We start from the raw sequence: 22,477 nt of genomic DNA, 5'->3' as shown, positions 1-22,477 counted from the left end.
TTCGATCATGGAAGGGTGAGCCTCGCCGTCCCCGCACCCGATGTCGTGGGCGACCTGCGGGCCCGGATCGGGCGGATGCAGGGTCGTCCGGCGGTCCTGTCCCTGCCCACGCATCCGGCGCTGTCGGGCCTGCTGGCCCTGCAGCCCGGCGCCAGCTACTCCGTCGATGCGACCAGCCTCGCGTTCCTGCTGATGGCCGGTCCGTCGGCCGAGGGCGCGTGGTGCGCGATCGTCGGCTCGGACCGCGTGGGGCTCGAGGCCGCATCGGCCGTCGGCGTGGACCTCGACCGCACCGTGTGGGTGCCCGACGCCGGCGCCGACCCGGCCTCCGTGCTGGGCGCCCTCGTCGACGCCGTGGGGGTCGTCGTGGTCCACACGGCTGCCCGGGGGGTGCTGCTGCCCGAACGCGAGGCGTCACGCCTGCGGGCGAGACTGCACCGGCGCCAGGCGGTGCTCGTGGCGGTCGGCGACTGGCCCCGCGCCGATGCCCGGCTGCGGCTGCGCGACGCGGTCTGGACCGGCCCGGAATCAGGCCACGGCCACCTCGTCGCCCGGCAGGCGACCGTCGAGGTCGAGCGCGGTGGGCGCGTCACCGGCAGCCGCCGGCTGTGGTTCCCCAGCCATGAGCTGCACGTGGCGCCCGTCGAGCGGACGGCACCGCCGGTCCAGCGGGTCGAGACGGCCCGGGAGGCGGGCTGATGCGCACGATGGTGGTGTGGGTCCCCGACTGGCCGGCGCTCGTCGAGCTGGGCGAACAGCCTGCCGGCACCGCGCTGGCGGTGCTGGACAAGGGCGCCGTGCTGGCGTGCACGCCCGCGGCGCGCGCGCAGGGGGTCCGCCGCGGAATGCGACGTCGCGATGCGCAGGCGCGCTGCCCGGGCCTCGTGGTGTGCGACCACCGGCCCGAGGTCGACGCGCGTGCCTTCGAGCAGGTGCTGACCACGATCGAGGAGCTCAGCCCGGGAGTCGCGCCGCTGCGTCCGGGTCTGGCGGCGCTGGCGGTGCCCGACCGGTACTACGGCGGTGAGGCCGAGGCGGCCGCGGTGATCGCCGAGCACCTGGTCGGGCTGGGCGTCTGGGACGTGCGCTGCGGGATCGCCGACGGCGTGTTCGTCGCCGAGCTGGCCGCGCGCCGGGCCGCGGCCCAGGACTGCGTCGTCGTGGCCGCCGGCGGCAACGGCGAGTTCCTGCGCGATCTGCCGGTCGAGGTGCTCGACGTCCCCGACGGGGGTGCGGGGGCTCGCCCCACAGCGGTGCCGGGCCGGGGGCGGCAGGGCGACCCTGCGCTGGGGATCGTCACGGTGCTGCGCCGGTTGGGGCTGCGCCGGGTGGGTGACTTCGCGGCCCTGTCCGCGGCCGACGTGCAGGCCCGGTTCGGTGCGCACGGCGCATTGCTGCACCGCTGGGCCCGTGGTGAGGAGCCACGGGGGGTGTCGCGCCGCGCCGCGCCACCGGAGCTGGTCGCGTCCGTCGGCTTCGAGCCGCCGCTGGAGCGCGCCGAGGCCGTCGTGTTCAGCGCCCGGCGGACCGCCGAGGAGTTCGTCCGCGGACTCGACCGCCGGGCGCTCGTGTGCGCGTCGTTGCGGATCGAGGTCACCGCGAGTCTGGCCTCGGGCGAGGACGTCGCGGCGCGGCTGTGGCGGCATCCGCGCTGGTTCTCCTCCGTGGACGTGCTCGACCGGCTGCGCTGGCAGCTCAGCGCGCTGCCCCCCGGCGGACCCGTCGTGTCGGTGGGGTTCGTCCCCGTCGAGGTCGAGCCGCTGGGCGATCATGCCGAAGGGCTGTTCGGCGGCGGCCCCGACGAGCACGTCGAGCGGTCGGTCGCGCGCCTGCAGTCGCTCGTCGGACCCGAGGGCGTGCGCTCGGTGGGCGTCCAGGGCGGGCGCGGCCCGGCGGAGCGGCGGCTGTCGGCGCCGTGGGGCGAGCGCCCCGCCTCGGTGCGTCCCGTCGACCGGCCGTGGCCAGGCAGCGTGCCCCCACCTGCTCCGGCCACGGTGTTCTCCGAGCCGGCGCCCGCGCAGGTCGTGGGCGCCGAGGGCCTGCCGGTGCGGGTCAGCGGTCGGGGCGCGCTCTCGGGGGTGCCCACGCGCTTCCTGCCCGCCGAGGACCTGGGCTGGCAGCCGGTGGCGGCGTGGGCCGGCCCGTGGCCGGTCGACGAGCACTGGTGGGACGAGGCCGCGGCCCGTCGGGTCGCCCGCTTCCAGGTCGTCGGCGTCGACGGCAGTGCGTGGCTCATGGTCGTCGAGAACGGCCGCTGGTGGGTCGAGGCCCGCTATGACTGACCGAGGGCCGAGGCCGCTGCGCGGCCGACCGCTCGAGGTGGTTGAGGTGCGAGGGCGCCCAGCGCCCGAAGCCTCGAAACCCGGACGGGTGACGGCATCGACCAGCCATGGGTGGTCTCGATACGCCCGCTCGTTCCTCGCGGAGCCACTCGACCACCGGAAGGGAGCCCGCTGATGGGGTGGAACAACCCGGACATCTCGTGGCGCGAGCTCGAGGCGCGGCTGTCCGGACGGTGGAAGGATCCGGCGCCGGTGCCCGATGGTGGGGACGGACCGGCGTTCAGCCGCAAGCGCGGCAGCTACCGGCCCGCGGAGACCGTCGAGCGGCCCGAGCACGCCGTGCCGTACGCCGAGCTGCACTGCCACAGCAACCACAGCTTCCTCGACGGGGCGAGCCACCCCGAGGAGCTCGTGCGCGAGGGCGTGCGGCTGGGCCTGTCCGCCCTCGCGCTGACCGACCACGACGGCTTCAGCGGTGCCGCGCGGTTCGCCGAGGCGTCCCGGTTGCACGGTCTGCGCACCGTGTACGGCGCGGAGCTGTCGCTCGGTCTGACGGGGCCGCAGAACGGCGCGCCCGATCCCGAGGGTGACCACCTGCTGGTGCTGGCCCGCGGTGTCGAGGGCTACCACGCCCTGGCCGCCGCGATCACCGAGGCGAACCTCGCCGGCGACGAGAAGGGCCGGCCGGCCTACGACCTCGACGAGCTGGTCGACCGGGGTCGGGGCCGGTGGACCGTGCTGACCGGGTGCCGCAAGGGCTGGGCACGCCGCGAGGGGATCACCGGGCTGCGCCGTCTCGTCGACCTGTTCGGTGCCGACTCCGTCGTCGTCGAGCTGACCGACCACGGGGGACCGGGCGACGGCCCGGCCAACGACGCGCTGGCCGGCTGGGCGGCGAGCCTGGGCCTGCCGGTCGTGGCCACGGGCAACGTGCACGCCGCTCGACCGGGCGACGCCCGGCTGGCGCAGGCCTTCGCCGCGGTGCGGGCCCGGCGCAGTCTCGCCGACCTCGACGGCTGGTTGGCGCCGCCGCCGTACCTGCGCTCGGGGGCGGAGATGGCCGAGCGGTTCGCGCGGTGGCCCGGGGCGGTGGCCCGCTCGGTCGAGGTCGCCGACGCGTGCGCGTTCGACCTGCGCAAGGCCTCGCCGCGGCTGCCGAAGCAGGAGGTGCCCCCCGGTCACACGCCGATGAGCTGGCTGCGCGAGCTGGTGCGCCGCGGCGCCGACAAGCTCTACGCGCACGACCGTGCGGGGGCCGAGGCGCGGCTGCAGCGCGAGCTCGCGGTGATCGAGGACAAGGACTTCGCCGGTTACTTCCTCATCGTCCACGACATCGTCGCGTTCGCGCGCGGGCGCGGCATCCTGTGCCAGGGTCGCGGCTCGGCGGCGAACTCGGCGGTCTGCTACGCCCTCGAGATCACCGCCGTCGACTCGATCGCCTACGGACTGCCGTTCGAGCGGTTCCTGTCGGCCTCGCGCGACGAGGAGCCCGACATCGACGTGGACTTCGACTCCGACCGCCGCGAGGAGGTCATCCAGTGGGTCTACGACAAGTACGGCCGCCGCAACGCCGCCCAGGTCTGCAACGTCATCAGCTATCGCCCGAAGTCCGCGGTGCGCGACATGGCCAAGGCGCTGGGGTACTCCGTCGGCCAGCAGGACGCGTGGAGCAAGCGGATCGACTCGTGGAGCTCGATCCGCACCGAGGACTCCGGACAGGCGGACGACATCCCGGCGCCGGTCGTGGCGTTGGCCGAGCAGGCGATGAAGGCACCCCGGCACCTGGGCATCCACTCCGGCGGCATGGTGCTGACCGAGCGGCCGGTGGGCGAGGTCGTGCCGATCGAGCGGGCCCGGATGCCCGGCCGCACGGTCCTGCAGTGGGACAAGGACGACTGCGCCTACATGGGGCTGGTGAAGTTCGACCTGCTCGGGCTCGGGATGCTCGGCGCGATCCAGTACACCTTCGACCTCGTCCGCGACCGCGTCGGCGAGGACTGGTCGCTCGCGACGATCCCCAAGGAGGAGCAGGGCGTCTACGACATGCTGTGCCGCGCCGACTCGATCGGGGTGTTCCAGGTCGAGAGCCGCGCCCAGATCGGCACGCTTCCGCGACTGCGGCCACGCCGGTTCTACGAGCTGGTCATCGAGATCGCGCTGATCCGGCCCGGTCCCATCCAGGGCGGCGCGGTGCACCCGTACATCCGGCGCAAGCTCGGCGAGGAGGAGATCACCTACCCGCACGAGGTGCTCGAGCCGATCCTGGCGCGCACGCTGGGCGTCCCGCTGTTCCAGGAGCAGCTCATGCAGATCGCGATGGCGCTCGGCAACTGCACGGGCGACGAGGCCGACCTGCTGCGCCGCGCGATGGGGTCCAAGCGCGGCATCGAGAAGATCGACCGGCTGCGCGCCCAGTTGTATGCGGGGATGAAGGAGCACGGCATCACCGGCGAGCGCGCCGACGACATCTACGGCCGGATCCAGGCGTTCGCGAACTTCGGCTTCGCCGAGAGCCACGCGATCAGCTTCGCGCTGCTGGTCTACGCGAGCAGTTGGCTCAAGCTGCACCATCCGGCGGCCTTCCTGGCCGGGTTGCTGCGTGCCCAGCCGATGGGGTTCTACTCGCCGCAGTCGCTCGTCGCCGACACCCGCCGGCACGGCGTCGAGGTGCGCCGGCCCGACATCGCACTGTCGGGGGTGCACGCCGACCTCGAGGGATCGCCCGGTCCGACGGGTCTCGAGGCCTGTGCCGCGCACGACCAGCCGCCGGTGGGACCGTTCGACCCCGACGCCGACCTCTCGGTGCACCGCCGCGACGGTCGGCACGCCGTCCGGCTGGGCCTGACGTCGGTGCAGGGGATCGGGGTCGCCGATGCCGAGCGGATCGTCGCGGCGCGGGAGCGTCGGCCGTTCACCGACATGGCCGACGTCCTGCGTCGGTGCGGGCTGACCCGCGCCCAGCAGGAGCAGCTGGCGACCGCGGGTGCCTTCGACGGCTTCGGGCTCTCGCGGCGGCAGGCGCTGTGGAACGCCGGCCACACCGACGCCGAGGACCGGCTGCCGGGCACGGCGATCGTGGCGCCGCCGCCGATGCTGCCGGGGATGAGCGACGTCGAGCTGACCCTGGCCGACCTCGAGTCCACCCGGATCTCGCCGAGGGAGCATCCGTTCGCGCACCTGCGGACGATGCTGGACGCGGCAGGAATCCTGGCCGTGGGCTCTCTGGCCGATCATGAAACGGACCGCAGGATCAGGGTGGCGGGACTGATCACCCACCGGCAGCGCCCCTACACCGCCGGTGGCGTCACGTTCCTCAACCTCGAGGACGAGACCGGGATGCTCAACGTCGTCGTCTTCGACGCGGTGTGGCAGCGACACCGGACGGTCGCCCGCTCGAGTGCGGCGGTCGTGGTGCGCGGCCGGCTCGAGCACCAGCAGGGCGCGGTCAACCTCGTGGCCGAGGTCATCGAGCCCCTGCTCGATCCCGCCCTGCCGCCCGGCCACCGCTCCCGCGACTACCGGTGACGGGCAGTGGTCTCGACACGCCGCTCGCCGACTCGCGAGACTTAGGGTTGACATGACCAAAAGGAAGCGGTTAAGGTCGCGGCGACCCTAAGGAGGTGGTCGTCGTGCGGCAGCGGATCGAGCTGGCGGTGTCGACGGTCATCTTCGCGCTGCGTCCCCATCCCGTGACCGGTCGCGACACCCTCTGGCTGCCGCTCGTGAAGCGGATCCGCGAGCCGTTCCTCGGCCGGTGGGCGCTGCCCGGCGGGCCCCTGGAGCCGGCGCAGGACCTCGTCGGCTCGGCACGCGGCACGCTGCAGCGCACGACGGGCCTGGAGCCGTCGCACCTGGAGCAGCTGTACAGCTTCGGTGGACTCGACCGCTCGCCCGACCGCGTCGTCTCGATCGTGTACTGGGCGCTCGTGCGTCCCGACGAGGACGCCCGCGCGATCGACGGCGAGAACGTCGAGTGGTTCGTCGCCGACGAGGTCCCGGCGCTGGCCTTCGACCACAACGACATCGTCACGTACGCGCTCGGCCGGCTGCGCGCCAAGATCACGTACTCCGACATCGCGCACGCGTTCACGGGCGAGGAGTTCACGATCGCCCAGCTGCGCGAGGTCCACGAGGCGGTCCGGCAGGTCCGCCTCGACCCCGCCAACTTCCGCCGGCAGGCGCTCGCGCACCCGAGCCTCGTCGCCACCGGCCGGCACGTCACCGGTGCGAGCCACCGCCCTCCCGCCCTCTATCGACTGGAGCGACCATGACCATCTCGATCAACGACCTCGTCGTGTCGGCGCCCGGCAGCACGTGCGACGCCGACCTGGCGAAGGGGCCGTGGGAGTTCGACCGGTTCCCCGGCTATGGTCCGGGCGCCTCGGAGGACGACGTGATCCCCGCGCCGGTCACGCGGCCCGGTCAGCTGCCCGCGGCGTACCAGCGGATGTCCGACGACGAGCTCCACGCGCGCATCCGCGCCGCGAAGGACTCGCTCGGCGACCGGCTCGTGATCCTGGGGCACTTCTACCAGCGGGACGAGGTCGTGCAGTACGCCGACTTCGTCGGTGACTCGTTCCAGCTCGCGAACGCCGCTCTCACGAAGCCGGACGCCGAGACGATCGTGTTCTGCGGCGTGCACTTCATGGCCGAGACCGCCGACATCCTGGCCCGGCCCGAACAGCGCGTCATCCTGCCGAACCTCGCAGCCGGCTGCTCGATGGCCGACATGGCTGACGAGGACTCCGTCGAGACGGCGTGGGAGTACCTCATGGAGCTGTACGCCGACGAGGACGGCACACCCGTCGTCCCCGTCACGTACATGAACTCCTCGGCGGCGCTCAAGGCGTTCTGCGGACGCCACGGCGGCATCGTGTGCACCTCGTCGAACGCCTCGACGGTGCTGGAGTGGGCCTTCGAGCGGGGCCGGCGGGTGCTGTTCTTCCCCGACCAGCACCTCGGCCGCAACACGGCGAAGGCGATGGGCGTGCCGCTCGAGCAGATGCCGATGATCAACGCGCGCCGGCCCGGCCTCGGGGTCGACGAGCAGGTGCTGCGCGACGCGCGGGTGCTGCTGTGGCCCGGCTTCTGCTCGGTGCACAAGCGGTTCAGCGTCGCCCAGATCGAGCAGGCACGCGCCGAGCACCCCGGCTGCAAGGTCATCGTGCACCCCGAGAGCCCCATGGCGGTCGTCGACGCGGCGGACGCGAGCGGATCCACCGACGCGATCCAGAAGTTCATCGCGGCCCAGCCCGCCGGCGCGGTGATCGCCGTCGGCACGGAGATCAACATGGTCAACCGGCTCGCCGCCCAGCACCCGGACAAGACGATCTTCTGCCTCGACCCCGTCGTGTGCCCGTGCTCGACGATGTACCGGATCCATCCGGGCTACCTGGCCTGGGTGCTCGACGGCCTCGTCGAGGGCGAGGTCCGCAACGAGATCGTCGTGGCCGACGAGGTCGCGACCGACGCCAAGGTCGCGCTCGAGCGGATGCTCGCGGCGCAGCCCCGGCCGGTGACCGCCGAGGCGCGGTCATGACCCACGTCGTCGTCGTCGGCGGGGGAGTCGCCGGCCTGACCACGGCGCTCGACGCCGTCGCCCGGCCCGGCGTGACCGTCACGCTCGTGACCAAGACCCGACTCGTCGAGTCGAACACGTTCTACGCGCAGGGCGGCGTGGCCGTCGTCACCGATCCGGACGACACCGTCGCCTCTCACGTCGCCGACACCCTCTCCGCTGGTGCCGGGCTGTCCGACGACGAGGCCGCCGAGGTCCTGTGCGCCGAGGGACCGGAGGCCGTGGCGGAGCTGATCGCTCGCGGCGTCCTCTTCGACGTCCACGACGGCCGGCTGGCCCGCGGACTCGAGGCAGCCCACTCGCACGAGCGGATCCTGCACGCCGGCGGCGATGCCACCGGCGCGGCGATCGCCACGGCGCTGATCGCCCGGCTGCGGGCGAGCGACGTGCGCGTCCTCGAGGACACGACGGTCGTCGACGTCGTGATGCGCGACGGACGCGCGTGCGGGGTGCGCCTGCTCGGTGACTCGTCCGAGGGTCGGGTCATGGCGGCCGACGCGGTCGTGCTGGCGACGGGCGGAGCGGGCCAGCTGTTCCCGCACACGACGAACCCCGCCGTGGCGACCGGCGATGGGCTCGCGATCGCCTTGCGGGCCGGTGCGGTGGCGGCCGACCTGGAGTTCCACCAGTTCCACCCCACCTCGCTGGCCGTCCCCGGCAACCCCCTGGTGTCCGAGGCCGTTCGCGGCGAGGGCGCGGTCCTGGTCGACGACGCCGGCCGCCGCTTCATGCTCGAGGTCCACCCCGCCGCCGAGCTGGCCCCGCGCGACGTCGTCGCCCGCGGGATCGCCGACCAGATGGCCCGGCAGGCGGGTCGACCGGTCCGGCTCGACGCCACGGCGCTCGGCGCGGAGTTCCTCGCCCGGAGGTTCCCGACGATCGACGCGGTGGTGCGTGCCCGGGGCTTCGACTGGTCCCGTGAGCCGATCCCGGTCACGCCCGCCGCGCACTACTTCATGGGCGGAGTCCGCACCGACCTGTGGGGTCGCACGTCGGTGCCCGGTCTGTTCGCGGTCGGCGAGGTCGCCTGCACCGGACTGCACGGGGCGAACCGGCTCGCGTCCAACTCGCTGCTGGAGGGTGCGGTGTTCGGCCGTCGGGTCGGCGATGCCGTCCTCGATCCCGACCTGCCCGCCGCCGCGTTCGACGCCGACTGGGCCGAGCCGGAGACCGTCGACGTCGTGGGTGGCACCGAGGCCTTCGGTCGGACCGACCTGCAGCACGTCATGTGGGACGCGGCCGGCCTGTCGCGCAACGCGACCGATCTGCGGGAGGCGCTCGATGTGCTCTCCGGCTGGGTCGCTCCCGAGGTCACGGACGCCAAGTCCGCCGAGGACGCCAACCTGCTCGTCGTCGCCCGCGCCGTCGTCACGGCCGCGCTCGCCCGCCGCGAGTCGCGCGGCGGTCACTTCCGTACCGACTTCCCGGCGACCGACCCGTCGTGGGCGGTCCATTCGACGACCCGGCGCGAGGTGCCGCATGCTTGAGCGCCGACAGGTCCAGCGCGTCGTCGAGGCGGCACTCGACGAGGACGCCCCGCACGGCGACCTGACGTCGGAGGTGTTCATCCCGGCCGACGCGGTCGCGACCGCCGACCTCGTCGCGCGCGAGGCCGGCATGTTCGCCGGCGCCGACGTCGTCGAGGTGGCGATGACGGCCGTCGATCCCGATGCCGACGTGACGCTGTGGGTTCGCGACGGTGAGGCCTTCGAGCCCGGAGCGCGGCTCGCGACGATCCGCGGCAACGCCCGGGCGGTGCTGCGCAGCGAGCGGATCGCGCTGAACCTCGTCCAGCGGATGTGTGCGATCGCGACCCTGACGGCTGCGTACGTCGAGGCCGCCGGACCGGGCGTGCGGGTCGTCGACACCCGCAAGACGACGCCGGGCCTGCGCGCCCTCGAACGTCATGCCGTGCGGTGCGGCGGCGGCCACAACCACCGCTTCAGCCTGTCCGACGCGGTGATGGCCAAGGACAACCACCTCGCCCTCGTCGACGACGTGACCACGGCGATCCGCGACGCACGCGCCCGGCTCCCGCACACGACGCACGTCGAGGTCGAGGTCGACCGGCTCGACCAGATCGAGCCGGTGCTCGCAGGTGGGGTCGACACGATCATGCTCGACAACTTCTCGGTCGAGGACCTGCGTCGGGGCGTCGAGCTCGTCGACGGCCGGGCCCTCGTGGAGGCGTCCGGCGGGGTCCGTCTCGACACGATCGGGGCGATCGCCGCGACCGGGGTCGACGTCATCAGCGTCGGCGCCCTGACGCATGCCGTCGCGAACCTCGACCTCGGCCTGGACGTGCGGATCTCGTGACGTACCTCGACCTCGCCGCGACCTCTCCCGTGCGCCGGGAGGTGCTCGAGGCGATGTGGCCGTACCTGACCCGCGACTTCGGCAACCCCGCGAGCCACCACGAGGTCGGGGCGGCCGCCCGCCGCGCGCTCGACGATGCCCGGGCCCGCGTGGCGCGCTCGCTGGGCGCCCGGCCCGCCGAGGTCACGTTCACCTCGGGCGGCACCGAGTCCGACAACGCGGCGGTCAAGGGGGTCGCGCTCGCCGACCCGCGCGGCCGTCACGTCCTCGTCAGCGCGGTGGAGCATCCCGCCGTGCTGGAGTCGGCGCAGTGGCTCGGCCGGCTGGGCTTCGAGATCGAGGTGCTGCCGGTCGACGCGGAGGGGCTCGTCGATCCCGGCGAGCTCGCGAGGCGGCTGCGTGAGGACACGACCCTCGTCAGCGTGCAGTGCGCCAACAACGAGGTCGGCACGATCCAGCCGGTCGTCGAGCTGGCGGCGGTCGCGGGGGAGCGGGGCGTGCCGTTCCACACCGATGCCGTGCAGGCCGGCGGATGGCTCGACCTCGACGTGCGCGCTCTGGGCGTCACGGCGCTGAGCCTGTCAGGTCACAAGCTCGGCACCCCGAAGGGAATCGGCGTGCTCTGGGCCGATCGGCGCCAACGCTGGGAGCCGCTCGTGCACGGCGGAGGACAGCAGGACGGCCGGCGCTCGGGCACCGAGGACGTCGCGGGCGCCGTGGCGATCGCGACGGCACTCGAGCTGACGCACGGGGACCCGGCGGTCGTGAGCGACCGCCGCGACCGCTTCGTGGCCGCGGTGCGCGACCGGGTGGCGGGAGCGCGGCTCACGGGTCATCCCACCCGCCGCCTCCCGGGGCACGCGTCGTTCGTGTTCACCGGCGCCGCCCGCAGCGGTGAGTCGGTCCTCGTCGATCTCGACGCCCGCGGCATCGTGTCGTCCAGCGGCTCGGCGTGTGCCGCCGGCAGCGACGAGCCCAGCCACGTCCTGACCGCGATGGGCCTCGACCGCGAGACCGCGCAGACCGCGATCCGGTTCACCTTCGACGACACGGTGACCGACGAGGACCTCGCGCGGACGGCGCAGGTCGTCGGCGACCTCGTCGGGTGACTCAGTCGTCCTGGGCCCGGTCGAGGGCCTTCGGCAGCAGTTCGGCGACCGTGACCGACGGCTCGCCGTCGCCGGTGTGCGTCACGGTGACGACGGCGGCGTGCTCGTCGTCGACGCGGCCGTAGGCGCGCTCGGTCGTGCGGGTGCCCTTCGAGGTCTCCTGGGTCTCGACGAACCCGATCGCACCGTCGGGCAGCCCGTCGAGCCGCGCGAAGGTCCCGTGCGGCGGCGGGTCGGTGACGCACTCCTCGATCGCCGCGTCGACCCGGTCGAACGTGTAGTCGATCGACGACTGGGTCAGCGCGACACCCTGCACCGTCGACACGACCGAGTCGCCGCCGTCGAGGGTGTACCGCAGGAACGCCGGCTCGCCCTCGGTGGATGCGACGTTCCACTCGACGTCCAGGGGCGCGCAGACGGTCTTGCTCGCACTGTGGCCCTCGTCCGCCTCCACCTTCGAGACGTCAGGCAGGTCGGACTGCTGCAGCAACTGCGGGTGGTCGGCGGCCGGGTCGTCCTCGCCGCACGCGGCGCAGGCCGCGACGACGGCCAGCACCGCGATGAGTCGTCGCACCCTCAGCCTCCAGCCGGACCGTAGTAGTCGATGAACTCGTCCTTGTACGGTCCCTCGAGGTCGTTGTTCGACGCGTACGAGCTGACCCCCGACATCGCGGTCTGGGCGTACGAGGACAGCTGGTCCGCGGAGATGTCGCCCACGCTGATCAGCCGGCCGTTGCGGTAGAACGAGTCGGGCACCTCGTCGCGTTCGATGACACCGGACTCCACGAGGGCGAGGTAGGCCGTGATCTTGACCCGGTTCGTGCCCGCCGCGGCGCGGTCGTTGGCGTTGTCGGTGGCGGCGGCCGCCTCGGACGTGAAGGCGTCGCCGGCGGCGTCCTTGCCGAGGTCGACGGCCTGGCTGTAGCCGAAGTCGATCAGCTTGCTGCCCCAGTCGCCGACGGCGTCCGCGCCCGGCAGCGGCACGAGCCCGGCCGCGTCGCCGACGAGGTCGATGAAGGCCTGCCGCTGCGCGTCGCGACTCTCGGCGCCGTCGATCTCGACCTGGCCGATGGAGTACTCGCCGAATCCCTGCAGGGACGCCGAGCGTTGCAGGACGTCGCGCAGCTGCATCCGCAGGTCCGGGTTGTCCGGGTCGGCTGCCAGCGCGGCCGAGATGTTGTTGACCTGGGTCTGCTGGTAGGCGCCGATGCCCTCGGCGATGCTGCCGGCGCCGTCGCCCGTGCTCATCGCGACCTGCATCAGGGAGTCGAGATCGTCGGTGAACATGACCGGATAGTGGTCGAACGTGCCGAAGTTGTCGATCGTCAGCGACTGCGAGTCGGCGGTGCCGTCCTCGTTCGGGAACCGCAGCGCGGTGTCGACCGCGGGCATGTAGAACTTCATGAGGTCGGCCACGTACGGCGATGCGGCCTGCGCGTCGTTGGCGTTGAAGCCGTCGCTGTCGGCGATGAGGTCGAAGAAGGACGACACGAGCTTCGTGGTCGCCTCGGGGTCGTTCGTCAGGTTCGTCGCGTCGGTGCCGATGCCCTCGGCGGCGTGCGAGATGCCGCCGTACCCGTCGGCCTTCCACTCGCGCTCGTCGAAGTAGTAGTCCTGGCGGTTCCAGCCGTCGGCCGTGGGCTCGGTGAAGAAGGTCAGGCCGGCCTGTGGGTTCTCGCCGAGGTTGTGCATGATCGCGGCCATCGGATCGTCGTACCAACCGGTGTCGTTGCCGGTGTCCAGCGGGCCGTAGCCGTTGTGGGAGTACCAGACCTCGGCCGGCATGTAGCCGTCCTTGGCGAGCCGCTCGAAGTCGTCCAGCGTGTTCGCGGCGCCGAGCAGGAAGTCGTCGGAGTAGTTCGTGTCCTTCATGAAGTACGTGAGGATGTTGGCGCCGTTCATGCCGATACCGAACTCGTCGTCGAAGGCGCGCTGCTCCTCGTCGGTCAGCAGCGGGGCGACGCTGTAGCGCACGAGCTCCTCGCCGAACCACGTCGCGGGGAAGCCCGGGGCGTTGGAGGCCGTCGCGAGACCGCTGCGGACCTGGTCGGCGAACGCGGCGAGGTCGTCGTAGGGGACGCCGCTGTAGCTCATCGCGGTCGCGATGTTGGCCATCGCGCCGACCGTGCCGTCGGGGCCGAGCTCGGTGTACATGGCGGCCATGACCTCGGGGTCGCGCTGCCATGTCGCGAGCACCCCGGCGATCCGCTGGAGATCCTCCGGATCCGGGTCGTAGCCGAGGTCGGCGGTCGCGTGGGCGAGCTCCTTGCCGAGCAGCTCCTGGACGTTCGTGAGGGTGTCGGAGGCGACCTCGTACGTCGCCGTGCCCGTGCCCTCGCGGTCGAGCAGGATGGCCAGGTCGCGCCGCGTGCGCAGCTCCTCGAGGTTGTCCTCGAGCCAGCGTGACTTCTTGCCGAGGGTGTCCTCGGAGAGGGTGGGCAGCGAGATCGGCGTCGCATACGTGGCGCGGGCCCGCTGGCCGTCGATCCGCTCGACGAACCCTTCGGCGGCCGTGATGGCGGAGCCGATCTTCTCGATGTCGATCTCGACCGTGGTCATGGCGTCTCCTCCGGCCTCAGCGCATCGACCAGTGCTTCGGCCACACGGTGCCGCGCCAGTCGTTCTCGGGGACCCGGTCGGGCTCGGAGTTGATCCGGCTCTGGATCGTGGAGACGGCGTCGTCGAATGCCTCGGGGATGCCCTGGCACTGGTCCTTCAGCTCGGCGATCCACTCGTCGGCCTCGGGGCACACCCACCCGCCGTTCGCGAGCGGGTTGGCGATCGCGTCGAGCGGGGAGCCGTAGCCGGAGTGCACGGTCTCGCCGCAACTCACCACGGTGGTCCTGGCCGACGTCAGCGTGTGCCGGAACAGGTTCAGTTCCGTCGTGTCCTCGGTGTCCTCGGGTGTCATCGTGTGGTTCCTTCCCCCTGCCCCGCACTCGAGGGACACGCTAGCGCACGGATGTAGCCACTTCGAGCCATCGGAATCGGCCGACGAGGCGCCGGAACGAGACCCGCGGCCTCGCCTCCGCGCCGGGCGGACACGGCAAAAGCGCGGAAACGACCGCGACGGCGGGCCCCGGTGGAGAATTCGCGCCACCCCCCGGTTCCGGGGGGTGGATGGTCCGAAAGGACCATGCACACTGACCAGAACGGCCGCTCCTCGGTTAGGCTGCCGGTGTCCACGAACGGCTCCCAGCCATGACCGGGGCCACACGACGAGGGGGAATTCCCGATGGTGCAAGCACGGATCGAAGATCTCTACGCGCTGTACAACACGCTCAACAAGTCCATGCAGGAGACGGACGTCATGATCACGAACGTCGATGGTTCCCTGAACCAGGCGAACGAGGAGTGGCAGTCCACCGGCGCCAAGGAGTTCAACGAGGCGTGGATCCAGTTCAAGCAGGCGCTCACGCAGCTGTGCCAGGCGTTCTCGAACGCAGGAACCGACGTCGCGTTCCAGCACAACAAGTTCGCCGAGGGCGCCAAGGAGGCCGACCAGCACCCCGTGCTGTCGCCGCTGCAGTCGCCCCGCTGAAAGACCACCGAGTCCGGCCCCGCCCACCCCGGGCGGGGCCGGTCTCGTCTCAGGACTTCGGTACCTGCACCCACGCGAAGCCCGACGGCGAGATCAGCACGCCGCGTCCGGGCGGCACCGCGGCACCCACGGAGCGCGGCAGCCGGGCGTTGAGCACGTCGCCGTCGTTCGAGGCCCGTGGGGCCAGGACCAACCCGGTCCGGCCGCGCTTGAGGTCCGACGGCAGGCCGCGGTAGACCGCACCGAGCTCGTCGATGCCGCCGGCGACGATCATCGCGTTCGGCGTGTCACGCATCCCGCCGAGCGTCTCCCCGAGCAGCTGACCGACGGGCGAGTCCGCACCGAGCACCTCGAAGTCGTCCACGACGACGAGATGCTGGCGCCGCAGGCCCGCGAGAGCCTCCCGGACCTCCTCGATCGGCTCGGAGCCGGTCAGCACGCGCACCCGGCGATCGGCCAGGTCGCGCAGGGGCGAGCGTCGCGGCGCGATCACCAGGACGTCGAGCCGACGGGACAGGTGGCGCCCGACCGGCAGCAGCAGGGCGGTGCTGCGGCCGGAGCGCGGAGGTCCTGCGACGAGGAAGCCCGGGCCGGTCAGCAGCGGGTCGAAGCCGCGCAGCGTCAGCTCGTCGCCGCCGACGCCGATCGGCACGAACGTCGGACTGAGCGATGCCTCGGCCGGTTCGAGGGCGAGTGCCTCGTCGAGGCCGATCGCGACCGGGAGCTCGTCGATCCGGTGCGGACGCAGGTCGCGTGGCAGGGTGCCGTGACGCTCCGCGACGGCCCGGCCCAGTTCGTGCAGCGCGCGCACCTGCGCGGTGCCCTCGCCGGAGCCCTCCAGCAGTGCGAACTGGATCTCCTGAGGACGCTCGCCCGCACGGAAGCCGCGTCCGGGCGGGACGTGGGCGGGAACCTGCTTGGTGGGCAGGCCGATCACGGAGTAGTCCGAGGGATCGCTCATCGACAGCACGATCCGGTCGTCGACCAGCAGGGCGTAGCGGCCCAGGACGCCCGACCGGTCGGCACCGATCACGATGCGGATGCCCGCGCCGACGCCCTCCTGGAGCAGGCCGACGAGGCGCTCGAGCAGCACGCCGCCGTCGACGGACTCGAAGGCGCTCGTGAAGCCCTCGAGGCGGTCGAGCAGGACGACGAGGTACGGCAGCCGCTGCTCGGGGGCGACGGCTGCGCGCTGCTCCGCGACGTCGGCGAAGCCCTGCTCGGCGAGCAGCTGCTGCCGACGCGTGAGCTCTCGACCGAGGTGGTCGAAGAGCCGGAAGAGCCGGTCGATCTGCGTCCGCGTGACGACCGCGCCGACGTGCGGCAGCGACACGAGCGGCAGCAGCGCGTTGTTGCCGGCGTCGATCCCGAACACGTGGACGTCCGTGGGGGAGGTCTGCCGCGCGATCGCGGCGGCCAGCGTGCGCAGGGCCCACGAGCGTCCCGAGCGGGACTGTCCGGCGATCACGAGATGACCGGCCCGCTGCAGGTCCCACACGGCGTTCTCCTGCTGCTGCAGGTGCGGCCGGTCGACGCGGCCGAAGACGATCGGCGCGATGTCCGCCGTCGCGTCGTCCTCCGGGGCGGACGGCGCCGCCAGCTGGTCGAGCGTGATCGTCTCGGGCAGGGGCGGCAGCCAGGGCTTGCGCATGGGCGGCAGGCCGACGAGGTCGTTCGCCTCGCGGATCGCGCCGACGAGGGACGCCAGGTCGGTGGGCACCGACACGTCCTCCTCGTCGGTCCCGGTGGTGGCCGGCACGAGCAGCTCGTGCACCCCGAACCCGCGCGACTGCAGCTCGGGTCGCTCGTCACCGACCGGCCGGCCGCCGACCCGCGAGCTCTGGAACGGGATGAGGGAGGAGTGCCCGAGTCGGGCGTAGGCGCGGCCGGGGAAGGCCTTGGGGATCTCGGCCGCGGCCTTCGACTCGATGACGTCGTCCGAGTCGTTGGCGTCGGTGACCCGCAGGGCGATGCGCAGGTTGGTGTTCGACTTGATCTCGGCGTTCACGACGCCGGCGGGACGCTGCGTGGCCAGGATCAGGTGCACGCCGAGGGATCGCCCCCGCCGGGCCACGTCGACCAGGCCCGTGACGAAGTCGGGCAGCTCGGCGACGAGCGCCGCGAACTCGTCGATGATGATGAGCAGTCGCGGCATGGGCTCGTCGGTGGGCCGCCGGGCGGCGAGGTAGTCCTCGATGTCCTTCGCGTCGGCGTCCGCCAGCTGGTGCTCGCGACGGCGCAGCTCGGCGCCGAGCGACTCCAGCGCGCGCGTCGTCAGGTGGCCGTCGAGATCGGTCACCATGCCGACCGTGTGGGGCAGGTGCTGGCAGTCCTTGAACGCCGCGCCGCCCTTGTAGTCGATCAGCACGAAGTTGAACTCGTCCGGTCGGTTCGCGACGCTGAGCGACGCGATGATCGTCTGCAGCAGCTCGGACTTGCCCGAGCCGGTGGTGCCGGCGACGAGGCCGTGCGGGCCGTCGGCGCGGACGTCGATCGAGAATGGTCCTTCGAGGCCCTCGCCGATGACCGCCCGGGTCGTGCGTCCGCCGCCGGACCAGCGTCGGACGAGGGCGCCACCGTTCGGCCGGTCCAGGCCGAGCACGTCGAGCAGCCGGCTCGCGGCCGGGAGCGTCGAGCTGAGGTCCTCGGTGCTCACGTCGCGGATGGGCGAGAGGGCGCGGCCGAGCCGCTCGAGCCAAGCCGGCTCGACGACGTCGCGGCGCACGCCGTCGACGTGCCGCTCGGCGGAGGTCTGCAGGTCGAGCCGGTCGCCGGACAGCTCGACGACCGCGCGACACTCCTCGGGGAGCTCGCGCGGGGTGCGGTCGAGGCACACGAAGTACACGTGCACGAAGACACCCGACTTGAGCAGCGAGGTCATGCCGGGGGCCATGCGCAGCTCACGTGCGCCGTCCAGGACGACCACGACCGAGGGCAGGGCCTGCCGCTCGTCCGTGTCGAGCTCCTTGCGCCGGTCGACGAGAGCCGTCAGCTCCGAGATCATGCCCGCGCGGTCCTCGTCCTCGAAGGACAGCCGGGCCGCACGCGGGTGGTCGTCGCTCGTGCGGGCGTGCGGCAGCCACTTGGCCCACTCCCAGTCCTGCGCGCGCGAGCGGTCGGTGAAGATCCACAGCGACGCGTCGGCCGGCGAGTGCAGCGCGGCGACCTGGGCGACGAGCCAGGCCGTCGTCGAGAGGCACTCGTCCTCGGGCCCGCAGACACCCAGGACGGCGGTCGTGGCGAGCGGCACGACGGCGGGCACGTCCGGCGCCGTCCACCGCAGTGGACCCTCGTGCTGCTCGCGCGTGGCGTCCTTGACGACGACGTCCGACGGCAGGTCGCTCGTGCCGAGCCTGAGCTCGAGGAAGTCCGGGTCCCAGCGGCGCCGCTCCCACAGCCGGGCGCGCGGGCCGGTCGCGAACAGCAGGACGGAGGCCGGATCGGGGTAGACCGACCGCCGCTGCCCGCGCTCGTCGACGAGGGACGCGACGGCGGCCTGCTCGACGTCGGCGCGCCGGCGGTGGAACTCCGCGAGCTGCGCCTGGTAGCGGGCCTTCTGCTGCCGCCGCGTGCCCGAGGCGTTGAGCAGCATCATGAGCGGCATCAGGATCATGAACATGAGGGAGTAGATCGAGCCCGTCCGCCAGTACATGAAGCCACTCATCAACAGCGGCGACAGCAGCATCACGACCGGGATCGGCGCCTTGTCGGGCCGCTGGGGCTCGGTCGGCAGCGAGAACTCGCGGGTGCGCGCCGGCGGGTGCAGCCGCGGCGGCCGGTTGTAGTCGAGCTCCGGGCCGTTCGGCGAGGGCGACAGCGAGGCATCGGGCGCGCTGACCCGGCCGTGCTCGAGCAGCACGTCGGCTACGCCCAGCACGGCTCCCTCGGGCCAGGGCTCGGCCTGGGCGATCGGCTCCCGGTCGAGCCGGACGAGCGGGAGCGGTGCCGTCGGATCGACCTGGCGCCCCTGCTGCAGGGCGCTCGGCCCCGGTCGGCGACGTCGGAAGCGGCGGCGCAGGGTCGTGGCCACGCTGGCCTCGAGCACGATCGGCTCGGTGGGCTGCTCGCGACGTTGGGGCACCGGCAGCGTCGCGTCGCGGGCGGCGTCGGTCACCTCGATCGTGACGGCGCCGCGCGGGTCGACCTCGAGCCGGGCGGCCACGTCGGGGGCGCCGGGGACGCGGATCGAGCAGTGCTCGGCCGAGCCGATCGTCCACGTACCGATGCCGAGCCGGTGGACGCGCCCCGCACTGCGCCCCGAACTGATCCGGACCTCGACGAGGCCCTCGGGCTCGGTGGCCCGCAGCGTCGTGGGACCCCCGAGGCCGACCATCGCGCCGTGGTGGATGCCGGCCGTCGCGAGCGTCGTCGACGGGTCGAGGCGGCGCGAGCCGAGGAAGAGCCCCGGCCCGGCCGGATCGTGCTCGCGCCGGGAGGCCAGGTCGATCACGTCGGCCACGTCATGGTGCGGTGTGCGGCTGCTGAACTCCGACTGCAGCAGGGCCTCGAGGTCGCCGACGGTGCTGGCCGGGGCATAGCCGACGATGACGTCGCGGCGTTCCCCCGACGTCGCCGCCTCCGCCGTGACGAGCAATCGCATGGCCCTCAGCCTAGGGGCCGGGTTCGCGCTCGGCCGCCGCGCGACCGGCCGATACCCCCGATTCCGGGGGTGCCTCCCGGTCGGCCCTTCTGGTTCGAAAGGGCTACGATGGCGTGGTCCACGGGGGTGTGCGGCGTGTGGGAGCGCCGAAGGACAACCCCGGGTCGCACGACGTTGCACGTGACTTCGAGGGGAAGCAATCGATGGCGATTCGTACCAATGAGCCCGTCACCGACGCCGCACAGGATCGGCAGCGCGCTCGCACTGCGCGCGGTGTGGGAGGCCGCGCGACGTCCGCGGGGCCGAAGGCCTCGCCGCCGCGACGACGTCGGCCGGCCTTCGCGCTGCTGGGCGTCCTGCTGATCGTGAGCGGCGCAGCCCTCGCCGGACTGCTCGCGCTGCGGATGGACTCGCGCGAGCCCGTGCTCGTGCTGCGCAACGACGTGCCCGCCGGCACCGAGATCACGAGCGACCTGCTCGGCGAGACGAACGTCGCCTCCGACTCCGGACTGCTCGTGCCCGCCGACCAGGCCTCGAGCGTCATCGGCACGTACGCGAAGGTGCCGATGTCGCAGGGGCAGCTGCTCGACACGTCGATGCTCGTGACGTCCAACCCGCTCGCCGATGGTGACGTCGCCGAGGTGGGCGTGCCGCTCGTCGAGGGCCGCGTGCCGGACGGCCTCGACTCCGGCGACCTCGTCCGGGTCGTGCGCATCGGCGAGGGCGGCACCGCGGGCCAGCCGCTGGCCGTCGCCCTCGTGCTCAGCGGTCCCACCGTGGAGAGCAGCGGGGGAGTCCTCGGCGGTGGCAGCAGCGACGAGGCCGCGGCCGCACGCCTGCTCGTCACGCTCGACGTCTCGGACGCCGTCGTCGACGCGGCGGGCAACAACCGCATCGGCATGTCGCTCGTCGACCGTGGCGTGGCGGTGACCGAGACCGATCGGCTGCGCAGCCTGGCGGCGGACCGATGACCGTCGTCAGCTTCGTCTCCGCGAAGGGCTCGCCCGGCGTCAGCACGGCCGTGATCGGCCTCGCCGCGCGCTGGCCCGCCGAGGTCGTCGTCGCCGACCTCGACCCCGTAGGCGGCGATGTCGCCACCCGTGAGCGCGACGCCGACGGCAACGCGCTCGACGAGCACCGCGGCCTCGTGTCGCTCGGCGCCGCCGCACGCTCGGGCGACGAGGTCGCGCTCGCCGACCACCTGCAACAGACCTACGAGGGCATAGACGTGCTCGTCGGCGCCTCGGGTCCGCGTCAGGCCCAGGGCCTGGGCACGGCGTGGCCGCACCTGCAGCGGACGCTGCGCGCCCATCCGGCCGACGTCCTCGTCGACGGTGGTCGCTTCATGGCCGGCTCGCCCGTGGCACCGGTCGTCGAGGGCTCCGATGCGATCGTCTTCCTCGTCCGGTCCGAGATCGCCGCGGTCGCGCACCTGCGCGATCGGCTCTCGGGCTTCCGCGAGCCGTGGTCGATCGGCCGCCCGGGCGCGATCGGCGTCGGCGTCGTCGTGGTGGGCGATCCGCGCGACCAGCGCGCGGTCGACGACATCGGTCGGCTGCTCGCGGTCTCCCAGATCGACGTCACGATGCTCGGCACGATCGGCCACGATCCGAAGGCCGTCGCACGCGGTGCGGCCTCGGCCTCACGGGCCGTGTCCCGATCCGTGTTCGCACGATCGCTCGTCGACATCGCACCGCGCATCCGCGCCTTCGGTGCTTCCTTCGGCGCACTGCAGGGGGCGTGATGGACCAGGTGCTGCTGCGCACCCTGCGCGAAGAGGTTGCCGACACGCTGTCGCGTCAGCGGCGCGAGGACGCCACGTCCGGCGTGCCGGGCATGTCGACCGAGGACGAGCGCCAGTTCGCGCGCGCCGTCATCGCGCGGGTGCTCGAGTCGTACGCCCGCCAGGAGATCTCGGCCGGTCGCTCGCCGCTGTCGAACGCCGAGGAGGCCGAGCTGGCCGACGGCATCCACGCCGCGCTGTACGGCGTCGGCCGGCTGCAGCCGCTGCTCGACGATCCCGACGTCGAGAACATCGACATCAACGGCTGCGACAACGTCTTCGTCGGCTACGCCAACGGCGACGAGCGGCGGATGCCTCCGGTCGCCGACAGCGACGACGAGCTGGTCGAGCTCGTCCAGGTGCTCGGCGCCTACTCCGGGTTGACCAGCCGTCCGTTCGACACCGCGAACCCCCAGCTCGACCTGCGGCTGCCCGACGGCAGCCGGCTCTCGGCCGTCATGGGCGTCACCCAGCGGCCGAGCCTGTCGATCCGCCGCGCGCGGCTGAGCAGGGTGTCGCTCGACATGCTCGTCGAGAGCGAGACGATGTCGCCCGAGCTCGCGTCGTTCCTGTCCGCCGCCGTCGCGGCGCGCAAGAACATCATGATCGCGGGGGCGACGAACGCCGGAAAGACCACGCTGCTGCGTGCCCTCGCCAACGAGATCGGTGCGCAGGAGCGGCTCATCACGGTCGAGCGCGCCCTCGAGCTGGGGCTCGGCGAGTTCGCCGACCTGCACCCCAACGTCGTCGCGTTCGAGGAGCGGCTGCCCAACTCCGAGGGCCAGGGCGCGATCGCGATGGCCGAGCTGGTCCGCCGCTCGCTGCGCATGAATCCCAGCCGCGTCATCGTCGGCGAGGTGCTGGGCGACGAGATCGTCACGATGCTCAATGCGATGAGCCAGGGCAACGACGGCTCGCTCTCGACGATCCACGCGAACTCCTCGCTCGAGGTGTTCAACCGCATCTGCACGTACGCGATCCAGTCGGCCGAGCGGCTTCCGGCCGACGCCACGATGATGCTCATCGCCGGCGCGATCGATTTCGTGGTCTTCGTCGAGCGTCGCAACGAGTTCCACCGCGGCGGCGGCCTGCGCCGGCTCATCACGTCGGTGCGCGAGGTCAACGGCGTCGACGGCCGGGTGCTGTCCAGCGAGGTCTTCGCCGAGGGCCCCGACGGCGTGGCGCACGCCGCCGCGGCCGTCAGCTGCATCGAGGACCTCGAGATGTTCGGCTACCGGCCCACCGCGTACGAGGGTCAGGCGTACTGA

16 protein-coding genes are annotated in these 22,477 nt (G+C 72.7%); 12 read left to right on the top strand and 4 right to left on the bottom strand.

The genetic code is table 11. The features are described 5' to 3' along the window. Positions 1–15 precede the first annotated feature (15 nt). The 8 genes from ACT26F_RS07915 to ACT26F_RS07880 all read left to right on the top strand — a co-directional run bounded on the left by ACT26F_RS07915 (position 16) and on the right by ACT26F_RS07880 (position 11,285). Positions 16–699 (top strand): hypothetical protein, encoded by a 684-nt coding sequence (locus ACT26F_RS07915; RefSeq protein ID WP_471669968.1) that lies wholly within the window; start codon positions 16–18, stop codon positions 697–699. Next, positions 699–2,282: a Y-family DNA polymerase gene (locus ACT26F_RS07910; RefSeq protein WP_471669967.1), complete on the top strand. Its 1,584-nt coding sequence runs from the start codon at positions 699–701 to the stop codon at positions 2,280–2,282. The genes ACT26F_RS07915 and ACT26F_RS07910 overlap by 1 nt, the downstream gene beginning before the upstream one ends. A gap of 174 nt (positions 2,283–2,456) precedes the next feature. Continuing rightward, positions 2,457–5,807, top strand: a complete 3,351-nt coding sequence (locus tag ACT26F_RS07905; RefSeq protein ID WP_471669966.1) for an error-prone DNA polymerase — start codon at positions 2,457–2,459, stop codon at positions 5,805–5,807. A gap of 95 nt (positions 5,808–5,902) precedes the next feature. After that, positions 5,903–6,553 (top strand): NUDIX hydrolase, encoded by a 651-nt coding sequence (locus tag ACT26F_RS07900; RefSeq protein ID WP_471669965.1) that lies wholly within the window; start codon positions 5,903–5,905, stop codon positions 6,551–6,553. Next, positions 6,550–7,821 carry a quinolinate synthase NadA gene (gene nadA, locus ACT26F_RS07895; protein WP_471669964.1) on the top strand — a complete coding sequence of 424 codons (1,272 nt, stop codon included), beginning with the start codon at positions 6,550–6,552 and terminating at the stop codon, positions 7,819–7,821. The genes ACT26F_RS07900 and nadA overlap by 4 nt, the downstream gene beginning before the upstream one ends. Further along, positions 7,818–9,347, top strand: coding sequence for an L-aspartate oxidase (gene nadB / locus ACT26F_RS07890; protein WP_471669963.1), 1,530 nt, complete (start codon positions 7,818–7,820; stop codon positions 9,345–9,347). The genes nadA and nadB overlap by 4 nt, the downstream gene beginning before the upstream one ends. Further along, positions 9,340–10,176, top strand: a complete 837-nt coding sequence (gene nadC, locus ACT26F_RS07885; protein WP_471669962.1) for a carboxylating nicotinate-nucleotide diphosphorylase — start codon at positions 9,340–9,342, stop codon at positions 10,174–10,176. Before nadB ends, nadC begins: the two co-directional genes overlap by 8 nt. After that, the gene (locus ACT26F_RS07880; protein WP_471669961.1) at positions 10,173–11,285 is read left to right on the top strand and encodes a cysteine desulfurase family protein; all 1,113 of its coding nucleotides are present in this window, start codon (positions 10,173–10,175) and stop codon (positions 11,283–11,285) included. The genes nadC and ACT26F_RS07880 overlap by 4 nt, the downstream gene beginning before the upstream one ends. 1 nt (position 11,286) lies before the next feature. Here ACT26F_RS07880 and ACT26F_RS07875 read toward each other — a convergent pair whose 3' ends face one another. Genes ACT26F_RS07875 through ACT26F_RS07865 form a run of 3 tightly spaced genes read right to left on the bottom strand, consistent with a single transcriptional unit; the run spans position 11,287 to position 14,196 of the window. Continuing rightward, positions 11,287–11,859 (bottom strand): hypothetical protein, encoded by a 573-nt coding sequence (locus ACT26F_RS07875; protein ID WP_471669960.1) that lies wholly within the window; start codon positions 11,857–11,859, stop codon positions 11,287–11,289. 2 nt (positions 11,860–11,861) lie between these two features. After that, positions 11,862–13,844, bottom strand: a complete 1,983-nt coding sequence (locus tag ACT26F_RS07870) for a DUF6571 family protein (RefSeq protein WP_471669959.1) — start codon at positions 13,842–13,844, stop codon at positions 11,862–11,864. Positions 13,845–13,860: 16 nt separating this feature from the next. Beyond that, complete coding sequence (locus ACT26F_RS07865; protein ID WP_471669958.1) at positions 13,861–14,196, bottom strand: hypothetical protein; 336 nt, start codon at positions 14,194–14,196, stop codon at positions 13,861–13,863. A 324-nt stretch (positions 14,197–14,520) separates the two neighbouring features. On the opposite strand from ACT26F_RS07865, the gene ACT26F_RS07860 reads away from it, so the two are divergent. Then, positions 14,521–14,826 carry a WXG100 family type VII secretion target gene (locus ACT26F_RS07860; RefSeq protein ID WP_471669957.1) on the top strand — a complete coding sequence of 102 codons (306 nt, stop codon included), beginning with the start codon at positions 14,521–14,523 and terminating at the stop codon, positions 14,824–14,826. A gap of 49 nt (positions 14,827–14,875) precedes the next feature. Here ACT26F_RS07860 and ACT26F_RS07855 read toward each other — a convergent pair whose 3' ends face one another. Next, positions 14,876–19,426, bottom strand: a complete 4,551-nt coding sequence (locus tag ACT26F_RS07855) for an FtsK/SpoIIIE domain-containing protein (protein ID WP_471669956.1) — start codon at positions 19,424–19,426, stop codon at positions 14,876–14,878. Between the two features lie 203 nt (positions 19,427–19,629). On the opposite strand from ACT26F_RS07855, the gene ACT26F_RS07850 reads away from it, so the two are divergent. Genes ACT26F_RS07850 through ACT26F_RS07840 form a run of 3 tightly spaced genes read left to right on the top strand, consistent with a single transcriptional unit; the run spans position 19,630 to position 22,477 of the window. Next, positions 19,630–20,397 (top strand): SAF domain-containing protein, encoded by a 768-nt coding sequence (locus ACT26F_RS07850; RefSeq protein WP_471669955.1) that lies wholly within the window; start codon positions 19,630–19,632, stop codon positions 20,395–20,397. Then, positions 20,394–21,170 carry a hypothetical protein gene (locus tag ACT26F_RS07845; protein ID WP_471669954.1) on the top strand — a complete coding sequence of 259 codons (777 nt, stop codon included), beginning with the start codon at positions 20,394–20,396 and terminating at the stop codon, positions 21,168–21,170. The genes ACT26F_RS07850 and ACT26F_RS07845 overlap by 4 nt, the downstream gene beginning before the upstream one ends. Next, the gene (locus ACT26F_RS07840; RefSeq protein ID WP_471669953.1) at positions 21,170–22,477 is read left to right on the top strand and encodes a CpaF family protein; all 1,308 of its coding nucleotides are present in this window, start codon (positions 21,170–21,172) and stop codon (positions 22,475–22,477) included. Before ACT26F_RS07845 ends, ACT26F_RS07840 begins: the two co-directional genes overlap by 1 nt.

It is taken from the genome of Aeromicrobium sp. SP1 (assembly GCF_055663785.1).
The sequence above is the reverse complement of the archived record's forward strand: the minus strand, read 5'-3'. Positions and strand labels throughout refer to the sequence as shown.